General features: G+C 66.0%; 8 protein-coding genes and 4 pseudogenes. 3 read left to right on the top strand and 9 right to left on the bottom strand.

Annotation, left to right across the window (positions count from 1 at the left end; translation table 11 throughout):
* Positions 1-12: 12 nt before the first annotated feature.
* A complete protein-coding gene (locus G6N45_RS25065; RefSeq protein WP_163729067.1) occupies positions 13-723 on the bottom strand; it encodes a GAF and ANTAR domain-containing protein in 711 nt (236 codons plus the stop codon).
* Positions 724-1,125: 402 nt separating this feature from the next.
* Positions 1,126-1,902, bottom strand: a pseudogene (locus tag G6N45_RS25060) (SigB/SigF/SigG family RNA polymerase sigma factor); the annotation flags it as partial.
* A gap of 420 nt (positions 1,903-2,322) precedes the next feature.
* On the opposite strand from G6N45_RS25060, the gene G6N45_RS25055 reads away from it, so the two are divergent.
* Positions 2,323-3,954, top strand: a complete 1,632-nt coding sequence (locus G6N45_RS25055; protein ID WP_179965399.1) for an alpha/beta hydrolase — start codon at positions 2,323-2,325, stop codon at positions 3,952-3,954.
* A gap of 13 nt (positions 3,955-3,967) precedes the next feature.
* Here G6N45_RS25055 and G6N45_RS28440 read toward each other — a convergent pair.
* The 3 pseudogenes from G6N45_RS28440 to G6N45_RS25045 form a co-directional block, all read right to left on the bottom strand.
* A pseudogene (locus G6N45_RS28440) lies at positions 3,968-4,840 on the bottom strand (diguanylate cyclase); the annotation flags it as partial.
* A gap of 54 nt (positions 4,841-4,894) precedes the next feature.
* A pseudogene (locus tag G6N45_RS28435) lies at positions 4,895-5,401 on the bottom strand (GAF domain-containing protein); the annotation flags it as partial.
* A gap of 166 nt (positions 5,402-5,567) precedes the next feature.
* Positions 5,568-5,685 (bottom strand): annotated as a pseudogene (locus G6N45_RS25045) (cysteine desulfuration protein SufE); the annotation flags it as partial.
* A 271-nt stretch (positions 5,686-5,956) separates the two neighbouring features.
* On the opposite strand from G6N45_RS25045, the gene G6N45_RS25040 reads away from it, so the two are divergent.
* Entirely contained in the window at positions 5,957-7,282 is a 1,326-nt protein-coding gene (locus G6N45_RS25040; RefSeq protein WP_163726245.1) for a PE-PPE domain-containing protein, read from the top strand.
* Between the two features lie 550 nt (positions 7,283-7,832).
* Here G6N45_RS25040 and G6N45_RS25035 read toward each other — a convergent pair.
* The 3 genes from G6N45_RS25035 to G6N45_RS25025 are packed head-to-tail and all read right to left on the bottom strand — an operon-like array spanning position 7,833 to position 10,326.
* Entirely contained in the window at positions 7,833-8,246 is a 414-nt protein-coding gene (locus G6N45_RS25035; RefSeq protein ID WP_163726243.1) for a SufE family protein, read from the bottom strand.
* Positions 8,243-9,130, bottom strand: a complete 888-nt coding sequence (locus G6N45_RS25030; protein ID WP_163726240.1) for a sulfurtransferase — start codon at positions 9,128-9,130, stop codon at positions 8,243-8,245. Before G6N45_RS25030 ends, G6N45_RS25035 begins: the two co-directional genes overlap by 4 nt.
* A 35-nt stretch (positions 9,131-9,165) precedes the next feature.
* The gene (locus G6N45_RS25025; protein WP_163726236.1) at positions 9,166-10,326 is read right to left on the bottom strand and encodes a beta-ketoacyl synthase N-terminal-like domain-containing protein; all 1,161 of its coding nucleotides are present in this window, start codon (positions 10,324-10,326) and stop codon (positions 9,166-9,168) included.
* A gap of 180 nt (positions 10,327-10,506) precedes the next feature.
* On the opposite strand from G6N45_RS25025, the gene G6N45_RS25020 reads away from it, so the two are divergent.
* Positions 10,507-12,129, top strand: a complete 1,623-nt coding sequence (locus tag G6N45_RS25020; RefSeq protein ID WP_264060373.1) for a diguanylate cyclase domain-containing protein — start codon at positions 10,507-10,509, stop codon at positions 12,127-12,129.
* A 72-nt stretch (positions 12,130-12,201) separates the two neighbouring features.
* Here G6N45_RS25020 and G6N45_RS25015 read toward each other — a convergent pair whose 3' ends face one another.
* Positions 12,202-13,386 (bottom strand): acyltransferase family protein, encoded by a 1,185-nt coding sequence (locus tag G6N45_RS25015; protein ID WP_246228788.1) that lies wholly within the window; start codon positions 13,384-13,386, stop codon positions 12,202-12,204.
* Positions 13,387-13,534: the final 148 nt, after the last annotated feature.

The raw sequence follows: 13,534 nt of genomic DNA, 5'->3' as shown, positions 1-13,534 counted from the left end.
ACCGAGGGTTTGTCAGGCGAGGTTCCCCCGACTCGCGACCACCTGGCGCGCCACCTCGGCCATCTTGATGTTCATGTGCTGCGAAACGTGGCGCAAGAGGTTGAACGCCTCGTCATCGGAGACGTTCCGGAGTGCCATCAGCATGCCGATCGCCTTGCCGATCTCGCGGTTGCTCAGCAGGCCGGCGCGCAATGCGGCGGCGTCTTCGCCCCGCACAGCAGCGGTGGCGGCGATGGTAGCGAACGAGGCCAGGACGACTGCCCGCTCGACCGCCTCTGCAGAGAATCCGTCGGGGGTATCGCTGAAAATGTTGAGGGCGCCGGTCTTTTCACCGTCGATGACGAAGGGGAATCCCATCATGGCGCGGACGGGAGTCTGCGCCACGACCTCCCGGGCAAGGGCGTGCCAGCGTTGCGGATTGCGGAGATCCTGCTCGAACTGTGGCGCCTCTTCGACGATGGCGTCCAGGCAGGGGCCCTCTCCCGTCGCGCGCTCCAATTCGTCGACCTCTCGGGCCCACTGATCGCTCGCGGCCACCGTTCGGAAGTTCTTGGCTCCGCGCACCATGACACTGGCGTGATGACAGCCCGGCACCATCAGGGTGGCCGAGATGCAGAGCGCGGTGTACACCTCCGCCAGATCTGTCCCGTGGTACACCACCTGTGCCAAGCCGGTGAAGACTGTTGCCGGATCAGCGGGGTTGTCGGCTAGTCGTTCGCTCACTGCGCGGCCTCGTCTCGATGTCCGATTCTCGTCATCGGAGAGCCTCGGCACATCTGTACCTGGAGGCGTAGGGTCGCGCGTTGCGTCGAACGGCGCACCCAAACCAACCAGCTCCCAATTGTCGCCGCCGATATTAACTCAGAAGCGGCAGGCTGCTGAAATGCCCGAGCTGGCCGCACAGGTGCCGACAGAGACCGATAGCTACCGATGGCAACGGCGTCACAGCTGCTCACCGCTGTGAGCGGTGTGCTGCGCGGTCCCGCCGTGTGATCCGGCACCGAAGTGTTCAGCGGCATGCACGCCGCGGCTTCCTCGGGCGGCGGCGGATTCCTGTGATCGTGTCGTCCTGGACCGATCAGCGGGGTGAATGTGCACTCGGCCGCTGCGCTCGTCGAGCGCCCCCTCGCGGAGTCTTCGAAGAGTCTTGGCGAGGATGCGGGAAACGTGCATCTGCGACATTCCCATCTGGTCGGCGATCTGCGACTGGGTCATGCCCGCGAAGAACCGGAGGTTGAGGACCGCGCTTTCCCGTTCGCTGAGTGTCGCCAAGAGTGGCCGTAGGCTTTCGCGATCGTTGATCGTGTCCAACTGGGCGTCCTGTGCACCGAGCGTGTCGGTGAGTGCGGGTCGGGCCTTGTCGTGGTCGCTCAGGGGCGCGTCGATGGACCTGAGGCTGTAGGCATTGGCGGCGACCAGACACTCGACGACCTCTTCCCGCGACACGTCGAGCGCGGCTGCAAGATCGGTGGCGGTCGGTGTGCGGCCCAGTGATTGGGTCAAAGGGGGTGTCACCGCCCCGATGCGTACGTGAAGATCTTTGAGCCTGCGCGGCACGCGCATCGTCCAGGTGTGGTCGCGGAAGTAGCGGCGGACCTCGCCCATCATCGTCGGGATCGCGAAGGCCAAAAAGTCAGCGCCGTTGTCCGGGTCGAAACGGTTGACGGAGTGCAGAAGCCCCATGCGCGCGATCTGCTGCAGATCGTCGAAGGGCTCGCCCCTGCGGGCAAAGCGCTTGGCGATGCGGTCGGCGAGAGGGAGGCAGCGGGTGATGATCCGGTCCCGCTGGCGGGCGTACTCCGGTGAGTCGATAGGCAGCGTGCGCAACGTGCGGAACATGTCGGTGACGTCGGCGAAGTCGTTCGCCCGGGGCGGTGTCGATGGCGAGTCGGCAGGGGTCATCGTCGGATCCTCAGATCTCGGTCGGTGACACACGGGGTCAGCCCAGGCCGGATCGATCGGTCGCAGGACTCACGTCGTGTATGCGTCACCGGGGGTGTAGCACGTTGTCGCGGCGGCGAGACCGGCTGCTCGATCGATGAAACCGCCTGATAGAGGACCCGCTTCGCCTTAAACGGAGCCGCCACCCGAAAAATCGATCTTGATTATACGAAACGGTGATCGCCTCGTCGACGAAATCGGGCGCTTCAGTTGCGTGTGCACCTCGAACGGTGTTGCGAGAGAGTATCTGAGCCGTCATTCAAACTCGCTGTACTTGGTGGCTGCGTGACCACGCGGCACGTCCGCCACGTCCACTACGTTCTTCCGTAGCCGATCGAGCAGAAGGGTGGACCGGACGTGGACGCCGTCAGGCAATCGCGCATGGTGGCCGTCGGGCAGACGCTGCATCCGGTGGGATTGCTCGTCGCGCTGCTGTTCTTCGTCTGGTCGATGACTCCATCGTTGTTGCCGCGGCCTTGGTATCTGCAAGGCGTGGCAACGGGTATCAGCGTGGCCATCGGTTACGGGATCGGATGTGGCGTGGCCGCGGTGGTGCGGTGGTGCGGCATCCGTTCGGTCGTCCCCTCCCGAGTGCGGACCATCGGCTGGGGTGTTGTGGCGGCCTTGGGCGCGGTGCTTGTTCCGCTCTTCCTGGTATTGGGTTCGCGGTGGCAACAGAATCTGCGAGAGTTGGTCGGGTTACCGCCTGCGGAGTGTTCGTTCTACATCGGGGTGCTGCTGATCGCCGTGACCGTCGCGGCGGCGCTGCTGGCCGCGACACGAGCCGTCCGATGGGCGGTCCGCCGACTGACCGCCATCATCAATGGTGTCGTACCGACACCCATGGCCAGGCTCATTGCCGTCGGCGTAGCTGGGTTGGTCATCGTTCTGGCTCTCGATGGTGCGCTGCACCGTGGGCTGCTCGGGGTGGCAGAACGGTCAGCTGAGGCCGCCGACCACAGCACCGCCCAGGGCGTCCATCGGCCTCAAGCCGGCCAACGCTCCGGCTCGCCGGCCTCGAGAGAAGACTGGGACAGTCTGGGCCGTGAGGGCCGCACGTTCGTCGCGGGCGGTCCGACCGCAACGCAGATCAGCGCCGTCACGGGTTCGCCTGCGTTGACTCCGATCCGGGTGTATGCCGGACGCGAATCCGCGGACACGGTGGAAGGTGTCGCCGATCGAGTGGTCTCAGAGCTGAATCGAACGCAGGCTTTCGAGCGGTCGGTCCTGGCCGTGGTGACGACCACCGGGCGCGGTTGGGTGAATCCCAACGTCGCTGCGGCATTCGAGTACGTGAACGCCGGCGATACCGCTATCGCGTCGATGCAGTACTCCTTTCTGCCCAGCGCACTGTCCTTCATCGCCGACCGTGATACGCCAAAAGCGGCCGGGCGAGCCTTGTTTGACGCTGTGTACCGGGCCTGGGCGGACCGAGAACCAGACCGACGCCCAAAGCTCGTGGTGTTCGGGGAGAGTCTGGGATCGTTCGGCGGCCAGGCCGCATTCGCTTCCGGGGCCGATATCGTCAGCCGGACCGACGGCGCGCTCTTCGTGGGCACGCCGAATTTCGCGCAGCCGTGGGCGGAGATCACCGCCGACCGGGATCCGCGGTCTTGGGAGCGGCTGCCGATCGTTGAGGAGGGCCGCCACATACGGTTCGCGTCACGACCCGAAGACGTGAAACTCGCCAGACAGTGGGAGTTTCCCCGCGTCGTGTACTGGCAGCACGCCAGCGATCCCATCACCTGGTGGTCTTTCGATCTACTGCTGCGGCGGCCGGATTGGTTGCGTGAGCCTCTCGGTCCCGATGTCGATTCCAGACTGCGATGGCTACCGATTGTCACCTTTTGGCAGGTGACGTTGGACATGATCTTCTCAGCCGAGGTGCCTTACGGATACGGCCACGCGTTCGGACCTGATGCCGCGCAACTCTGGGTGGACATTCTGGATCCGCCGGAATGGGATTCGGCGAAGACCGTGCGAATTCATGACGCACTGAGCCACCCGAGCTGACAGGGCCCCCTTGCTACCCGGCGGCTCGGCCCGCGGTCGATGATTCTGCGGGGTCGGCATCGGGGCCGCACCAATGGCTTCCGCCGTGCCGTTTGGCGCGGTACATCGCCCGGTCGGCCCGCTCGAGTGCGCCGTCGATGGTGTCTGGAGTGATCGTCGCGATACCGATGCAGATGCCGCCCGGGGACAGCGTCTCGACTTGCTCCACCAACGTCTGGGCCAGTTGTTGTGCCTGCGCCACCGTGGTGTGGGGCAGCAACACGGCGAACTCGTCGCCGCCGATTCGGCCGACGACATCAGACAGGCGTAACCGGCGACTGATGACGTCGGCCACGGTCTTGAGATAGGCGTCGCCGGCGGTGTGGCCGCGCTGATCGTTGATCTGCTTGAGTCCGTCGAGGTCGATCATGAACACGGCCGCCTCGTCGGCGGTCGAGTGCCGAGCGGCGACCGCGGCGTATCTGCGGAGCTCCTCGTCGAACCTGCTGCGGTTGTAGACACCGGTGAGGGCGTCGAGCGTTGCCTGCCGTCGCAGCAGTTCCTCATCGCGCCGGCGCGCCGAGATGTCTTCGATGTGGGAGATGAACGACAAGGGCTCACCTGCGTCGTCGTGCACCAGGAAGACGGAGAGCCGGACCCACACGACGTGTCCGTCTCTGGAGTAGTACCGCTTGTCCATCTGATAGCTGGCGATTTCCCCGGCCAGCAGACGCGACGCCTCGGCCAGGTCGATGTCGAGATCATCCGCATGGGTGATGTCCTGAAACGTCAACTGCGTCAAGGCCTCTGCGCTGTAGCCGGTGATGCGGCAGAACTCCCGGTTGACTTGCTGGAAACTTCCGTCCAGGCCGATGACCGCCATGCCGATCGGTGCGTTCGCGAACGCCGCCGCGAAGGTGGTGTCGACGCCGGCCGGGGCCGCGCCGGACTGCATCGGACGGTCGAGCACATCGGACCGGTCGCCGACCTTCTGCTCCAGTACAGCATGCAGCTGGACGCTTTCCACCGCCACCGAGGTCACGTCGGCAAGTGCCTGCAAGAGTGCCACCTCGTGCTCCGCGGGCTGGCGCTGCTGAGCCCAGTAACACCCGATGGCGCCGATGGGCTCCTGTCGACGGATGGGGACCATGACCAAACTCTTGACGAAGGTCGGACGGTACGCATCGCCGGGAATGCGCTCGTCGCGGTAGATGTCGGGAATCACCGCGGGCTGCTTGTGCAGCATGACCCATCCGCTGACGCAAGCTTCCATCGGGAAGCGTCTGCCCTTCCACAGCGGCGCGATCGAATCTTCATCGGCATAGAAGCACATGCCGTGGTCACGGAGGACGAACGTGGCCCCGTCGCAGCCGATGACCTCCCGGGCGGTCGCGGCGACCGCTCGCTGCACCTCGTGCATCGTGCGCGCCAGCGACAACTGTTGAATGACATCCGTCAGCCGCGTCATCCCCCGCACATTGTCGGCCTCGGAGAAATAACGTGGCTCGTCAGCGGTCTGACTCTGCGGCTGCTTGCCGGTCGACGATGCACCCGATGTCACCGCACACTCCCTCAGGCTGAGGCGTCAAGAATAGTTCTTGATCGCAACAACCGCGTGCGATTACGAGACGGGCTCAGCCCTGGGGCCGGCGCTTGATCCGGGTCAGCATCACCGACATCCCGCGCAGCCGCAGCGGGCTGATCAGGGCGCCCAACCCCGAGAGAGGTGTAGAAGTCGTCGGGCACGGCGAGGCGGGATCAATTCAGCAACGGTGTCAATATTGCTTGGATGTGGTCGACGGATTGTTGATGGGGACTATCGAGATTGCGTGGAATGGGAGGCCATATGCGCACTGAGCAGCGGACGTGGAGAAGTTTGACCGGTGGTGATTCGCGCTTTGGCAGCCTGGGTAGTCGTTCGCTGAAGAGGTTATCGGCGAACTAGTTGGGGGTGGATGTGCAAACCGCAAGCATGAAGAGGTGGGGACCTTTCGTGACCACAGGGTTAGCGATGGAGGCTGCCGTGTTCTTGGGAATCGGCCATACAGTCGCCCCTTCGCCGCTGCCGGTGCATCTGCTGTCGGCGAGCATCTTCGTCGACGGCACCAAACCCATCGTCGGTGCCGAAGACGGTGAGCCGTTTCTCCGCATGGCCGACAGCTTCCAAGGCCGCTATGTCGGCGACGGTACGGTTCCTGTCTTCGTCGACTATCCCCGCAGCCTCGGGCTGGCGACCGGGCTGGCCGACCCCACGTATGACGAGTCGGAGGCGGATGCGGCTGCCAAGATCGTGAGGGCTGTGCGTCAAGCTCGAGCCGACGATCCAACCGGAGCCATCTATGTCGTCGGGTATTCGCAGGGCGCCGGCACGGTCTCGAGTGCGCTGGCCGAACTCGAAAGCGATCCGGACTTTTCGACGGACAACATCGAGTTCGTGTTGGCCAGCAGCCCGCGCCGCAACAGCGGCGGAATCTTGACGCGGCTGCCACCGGGGGTCTACGTGCCCATGGTCGGGGTGACGTTCGGCGAAGGCGCCACACCCGAAAGGACGAAGGTGCTGCAGATCTCGAAGATGTACGACGGCATCTCAGACTCCCCGGATTTCGTTCTCAATCTCGCCGCGGACGCCAATGCTGCTCTCGGATTCGTGTTCCTGCACTCCGGCTATTACAGGGAAGTCGATCCGGATGACCCCACTGCGATCGTGACGACGAGCGCCGACGGATTGGTGACCGACAAGCTGATTCCGGCACCGGTTGGTCAACTGCCGCTCACGATGCCGCTGTTGCAGTTAGGCGTCAGCCCGCAGACGGTGACCGCACTTGACCCGTTCCTGCGAGCGATCATCGAAACCGGTTACCAGCGGCCCGATTCGACAGTCCCTGGTTCGTTCCCGTCCGAGCCGGTGCCGTTCCGGCTCGTCCCGCCGCCGACGCGCTGGGTCTCAGACGCTGAGGCCGTCGCCCAGGGAGCGGTTCAGTCGGCGCGACTTTTCGGTGACATCCCACAGGCCGGTCCGAGTTCCTCCCGTGCTTTCGAACTTCCCACGACGAATCATGTCGCCCTACAGAATGATCAGGACGACGTGGAAGACGCGGCACTCCACGATGCAGTCTCGCCTGGGGGTTCCCGCAACGCCCGGATTCGTCTGGCGGAAAGCGGTGCGGTTGAGCCGCGAGTCAAACCGCTCCAGCCGGTTCGCCGTGTGGCGGAGGCGCTGAGGCCCAGGGAGTTACTGCGATCGGCCTGGGCGCAGCGGCCACCCACCGCATCGGATCAACCGACCAACGGTCGCAGCACCGGCGCGCAGTCGACCAGCAATGGCACCGACTCCGGCGATCACGAGTGAGCTCCGCGGGGAACCTCACCATCGCAATGCCCCGCCCGGCGCGGACGCCCTTACAATCGCCCGCGTCGGGTATCGGGCCTCACCAGCGGTAGATCCCAAACATCCGGGCTATCCCAGAGGCCTGTCGATCGTCGCTACCACGCCGCTAGCGCCCACGACGAACAGATCGACCACAGCGACACCGACCGCCGTCGCCGTACCGGCGTACAGAAGTCCAGCGACCACCGTGGTGAGCTGGGCACGGCCCGCTGCGGTTCATGTCTACGTCAGGCAAACATCAGAGCCTGACGCCACAATGAGCGAACGCCCGCGCAGCCGGCCAATGGCTAACGGATTTCAGCGCAGCCCAGCACGGCTCCTCGGCTCATCTGCAGTCCACTGGATCGCCTCAAATTATCTGAGCCATAGCACTTTTGGTGTCACATCGGGAGCGCGACGGCTCACTGGGATTCATGGTTCACGGGATGCTGTTCCGGCAAAGCACACACCGCTCGGCGTGATTTCGGCCGGCGTGGATGGCGAGGAGCTCACCGACCTCGCGGGGCCGTGCTCAGCCCCGAAGCCGCCGCTTGATCCGGGTCAGCATCGCCGACATGCCGCGCAGCCGTAGCGGGCTGATGAGCGCGCCCAGCCCGAGCGAGGTGTAGAAGTCGTCGGGCACGGCGAGGATGTCCTCAGCCGACTGCCTGTCCAGGCCGGCCGCCAGGATCGCGGCGAACCCGCGGGTGGTCGGGGCCTCGGCCGGTGCGCTGAAGTACAGCCGCACGTTCGAGCGGTCGCCGGCGTCGACGTACAGGAACAGCGGGGACTGGCACTCGGGTACCGGTTCCATCGCCGCCTCCTCCAGGGTCGACGGCAATGCGGGTAACTCGTTGGCGAACTCCAGCAGCATCGCCAGCTTGTCTTGGCCTTCGACGTCCTGAAAGTCGGAGACCACCTCGGCCAACGCCGCGGGCATACTCACGGCGCCTCGCCCGGCTCTTCCCCGACAGCGACGGGAACCCGCACCGCGTTGCCCCACTCGGTCCACGAGCCGTCGTAGTTGCGCACGTTCTCGCGGCCGAGCAGATAGGTCAGCACGAACCAGGTGTGGCTGGACCGTTCCCCGATGCGGCAGTACGCGATGGTGTTCTTGTCGGGCTCGAGGAAGCCGTACAGCTCGTCGAGTTCGACGCGGCTGCGGAACTTTCCGTTGTCCTGCGCGGCCTTGGCCCACGGCACGGACACCGCGGTCGGGATGTGGCCGCCGCGCAGCGCGCCCTCTTCGGGGTAGTCCGGCATGTGGGTGCGCTCGCCGGTGTACTCCTGCGGGGAGCGGACGTCGATCAGCGGCTCCTTACCCAGCGCCGCGAGGACGTCGTCCTTGAACGCGCGGATCGGGGCGTCGTTGCGTTCGACGACGGGGTAGCCGGTGGTCTGCTTGCTCGGCACGTCGAGCGTGGTGTCGCGGCCGTCGTTGATCCACAGCGAGCGGCCGCCGTCGAGCAGGCGCACATCGGGGTGGCCGAACAGCGTGAACACCCACAGCGCGTAGGCCGCCCACCAGTTGCTCTTGTCGCCGTAGATGACCACGGTGTCGTCGCGGGAGATGCCCTTCCGGTTCATCAGGTCGGCGAACTGCTCGCCGGTGATGTAGTCGCGCACGTTCGGGTCGTTGAGGTCGGTGTGCCAGTCGATCTTCACCGCGCCGGGGATGTGGCCGGTGTCGTAGAGCAGCACGTCCTCGTCGGACTCGACGATGGCCAGGCCCGGCCGGCCGAGGTTGCCCGACAGCCAGTCGGCCGTGACCAGCCGTTCGGGGTGGGCGTAGGACTGCAGAGCAGGACTGGGATCAGGCGGTAGCGGCACGGGAGTCAGCCTACCGGCGAGCGCCTGAGGCATCCTCACGCAACAGGGGCGAGGACGACGGCCGCGTTGTGCCCTCCCATGCCCAACGAGGTCTTCAGGGTCAGCCCCGGCCGCATCGGCGTCAGTCCGTCCAGCAGTCGGGGATGGCCCGGGGCGACGGTCGGCGGGGCGGGCACCTGCTTCTGGCCGTAGCCCAGCGCCGCCGCGGCGACCTCCACGGCGGCCGCGGCGCCCTGGCAGTGCCCCGTCAGCGGCTTGACCGAATAGATGTGGGGCGTGCCGCCGAGGACCTCGTCGAGGACCGCCGCCTCGACGGTGTCGCACTGCTGGGTACCGGGTCCGTGCGCGTTCAAGTACGCGATATCCCTCGCGTCGACGCCCGAGGACGCCAGCGCGTCCACCACGCAGCGGTCCACCTCGGTCCGGGACGGGTCCACCGAGGTGAGGTGGAAGGCGTCGTGGGTCATCGCCCCGCCGAGCACGTGCACGTAGGGCGCGTCGCTTCGTCGGGACAGCACGAAGCCCACGGCGGCCTCGCCGGCCGGGAACCCACGACTGCCCTGCTGGAACGGACGGCACGCATCCAGCGGATCGGTGTCGACGACACCGACGCCGAGCCGGACGAAGTGCTCGACGTTCTCCGGGGTCAGGGACAGGTCGGTGGAGACGAACACGACGTCGTCGACCATGCCTGTGTCCAGCCACATCTTGGCGGTGATGAGCGCGGCGTTCCCCGACGCGCACATCGCCGAGACGTTCATCGCCGGGCCGTGAAACCCGTACTCCCGCATCAACATCGACACCGGGGTGGACGGCATCAACGTCAGGTAGTCGCGGACGCGCCGGTTGGCGTGGTCCTTCAGATAGAAGTTGCGCCAGCCCTCGACCTCGGCGATCACGACCGCGTGCAGCAGGCCCACCCGCGGTCCGGGTGTCCAACCGCGTCGGCGGGCGTCGGTGATGGCTTCGCGTGCCGCGGCGCGCAGCGCCTGGCCGAAGCGGCTCAGACCGTCGCGGGGGTCGCCCTCGTCGCGGATCCGGGCCAGCCAGGCGTCGTCGTTCTCGCCGGGCCCGAAACCCGGATACAGCGTCGCGGCCGGTTTCCCACTCGCCAGCCCGTTCCACAACGTGTCCTTCCCCCAGCCGTAGCCGGTGACAGCCCCGATTCCCGCGATGCCCATGTGCGCTGTAGTCATGTGATGTCCCTTCGTCGTCGCGTTGCCCCCGCGGGCCTCTCGCTCGATTAACACCCAAATAGCAGGGAATCACTAGCCCGAACGCCAGGTCGCGCCCATACTGTGGTCAGGGCGTTTGTGGCAGTGAAGTGTCAGATTTGCTGAATATGATTGGGCAGCAAATCATTTGTCACGGGGAGGGTGAGTACAACGCCGGAATCGAGCACAGGGGGCAACTCCGGACGCCACGTCGATACGGCGGAGGAGCGTTACCGTCGGCTTGTCGATCTCAGCCCTGACCCGATGTGCGTGCATTCCGATGGTCGGGTGGTCTACGTCAATCCCGCGGGCGTCCGGGGTTTCGGCGCACACAGCGCCGAGCAATTGGTGGGGCGTCCGATCACCGATTTCGTTCAGCCCCACTGGATCGATTCGATGCTGACACGGATCCTCGCGCTGTCCCGCGAAGGTGACAGCTCGCCGGCCTCCGAAGCCATCCTGCGTCGCCTCGACGGCAGCCCGCTGGAGGTCGAGGCGGTATCGGTGTTGACCACCTGGGACGGCGAACCCGCCTACCAGGTCATCTTCCGCGACCTGACCGCGCAGAAGGCTGCCGAGGCAACGCTGCGCTACCAGGCGGCGTTGGTGAACCATGTCAGTGACGCGATCATCGCCACGACGGCAGACGGCACCGTCACCAGCTGGAATGCGGCCGCGGCGGCGGTCTACCGCCGCCCGGTCGAGCGCGCTCTCGGCTTGCCGCTCACCGAAGCCGTCGACGGCGACGTCGACCTGGCCGGCATCGTCGCCGGCGGCGGGGTCGTGCTCGCCACGCACCGCGCGGCGGACGGCTCTGCGGTCAACGTCCGGCTGTCGGTCACGGCGATGGGCGACGGTTACGTGGTGCTGTGTTCGGATTACACAGCGCAGCGGCGAGCGGAGATTCACTTCGAGTCCGTCGTGCGGTCCTTGCATGACGGAGTCGTCGTCCTCGACCGTCACGGGAAACCCCAATCGATCAACCCGGCGGCCCGTCGAATACTGCGTTTGGGCACAGACGATCTGGTTGCCGACTACGAAACTGGCGCGCTCACATTCCCCGTCTTCAATCGCCGAGGCGTCAAGATCGGCGACAACGAACTGGGCTCCGTCAAGCTGATGTTCGCCAACGCCCCGCTGGAGAACATGGTCGTCGGCGTCGAAAGGGCGGACGGCACACAAGCGTGGCTGTCGGTCAACTGCGGTCTGCTGGACCCGGATGACGCGGAAAACTCCGCCCTGCTCGTTTCGTTCGCCGACATCACCGCCGAGCACAACGCCAGAGCCCACCTCGCCTATCAGGCCCACCACGATCCGCTGACAGGGTTACCTAACCGCGCCCAGATCGAGGCGAGGCTCGCGAGGGCCGCGACGACGGGTGTCCAGCCCCTGGCGGCGGTGCTGTTCGTCGATCTCGACAATCTCAAGGCGATCAACGACGATCTGGGGCATCATGCCGGCGACAGGGCGCTCCGGGAAACCGCGCGACGACTGCGCAACAGCGTGCGCGACGGCGATTTCGTCGGCCGCCTCAGCGGCGACGAATTCGTGGTGTTGCTGTACGGGTTCTTGGACCGCCCGGCGCTGGAAGCCCTCGCCGCGCGCATGCACGGCGAGTTCGCGGAACCGATCTATGTCGCTAGCAGGCTTCGCAGGGTCAGCGTCAGCATCGGAGTCACCGAGCTGTCGGCAGAGGACCAGCGCAACGTCGAGGACATTCTGCGCGACGCGGACGCCGCGATGTACCGGGCCAAGATCCTGCGCGCCGGAACGTGTTTCGGGTGACGTGGACGTCGCTAGTCGGCGTAGCTGCCGGATGTGTTGTCGGCCAGTCGTTTCAGTAGGCTGGCCAGGTCGTTACTCAATGTGGCCGCAGCACGGCGCGGCGGGGTGGGTCTGCTGGTAGCGGTCGGGGCGTGCGGCGAAGGTGATGACGGACAGCGTGATCAGAATCAGTGCGGCGACGGCGGCGACCTTGGTGGATCGCTCCACATGGAACAAGCCGTGTCTCATGTCCTCGCGGGCTTGCCGGACCGCGCTCCAACTTCCGTGTCGCAGTGGGTTTTCCAGGAAGTGGTGGCAGGCGATCGCCAGGCCGAAGGACAGGGCCAGCGCGCCGGCGTAGAAGTAGACGCTGGTGTCCATCACGGTGCCGAGAAGGACGATCACGGGCCAGTGCACCAGATAGAGGGCGTAGGACAGGTCGCCGAGGTAGGTGGCGGCCTGGTTGCGTAGTAAAGGCTGGAACATCGGTTCGCTGCCGATGCCGGCGGCGATGACGAGCGCGGTGCCGGCGACCGGCAGCAGTGCCCACGGGACGGGGAAGCCGCCGGAGTCGGGGGAGATGAGGACCAGGCTTGCCGTGATGAGCGCGACCCCGGCCCAGGACAGCAACGGGCGCATCCAGACTGGCGTGTGGGTGAAGACGCCGACCGCGGTGGCGAGCAGTGCGCCGACGCCGAGTTCCCAGGCACGGGCGGCGGTGTCGAAGAACGCCCCATGCGGAGAGAACGCGGTCTGGTAGGTGGCCCAGCCCAGCGATGCGGCGGTGAGTACGCCGCTGGTGGCCGCGACCAGGCCGACCCAGCGCCCCCGGCTCCAGGCGCGGCGGACGACGAGCGCGGTGATCGCGAGGACGAGCAGCGGCCACACGAGGTAGAACTGCTCCTCGATGGACAACGGCCAGTAGTGCAGCAGCGGGGAACCCGGCTCGATGCCGGGGGCGGCGAAGCGCCAGTTGGCGAGGAAGACCAATGAGAACAGGGCGTCGACGCCGATGTCATGGACACGGTCGGGCAGCAGGAACACCGACGCGACGTACGTGGCGATCAGCACGGCGAGCGCGGTGGGCAGGATGCGGCGGGCGCGGTCGAGCCAGAAACGGCCCGGCGACACCGCCCCGGTGGGTCCGGCGGCGCGCAGCAGCATGTCGGTGACGAAGAACCCGGAGATCACGAAGAAGACGTCGATGCCGACGAAACCACCGCGCGGCCAGCCGATGAGGTGGGTGGCGAACACGGCCAGAACGGCCAGCGTTCGCAACCCTTGAATGTCCAGACGATAGTTTGCTCGTTCCGCACGCCGACGACGACGCAACGACGATTCACGAAAACGATCCAGCGCAGTAACCATGACATCCCCCCGATGCACATAATGCAGCCCCGTCAGATGATCGCTGATTACCCACACG

The organism is Mycolicibacterium psychrotolerans (assembly GCF_010729305.1).
Classification (GTDB): domain Bacteria; phylum Actinomycetota; class Actinomycetes; order Mycobacteriales; family Mycobacteriaceae; genus Mycobacterium; species Mycobacterium psychrotolerans.
Note: the sequence above shows the minus strand (reverse complement) of the source record. Positions and strands in the feature narration are given on the sequence as shown.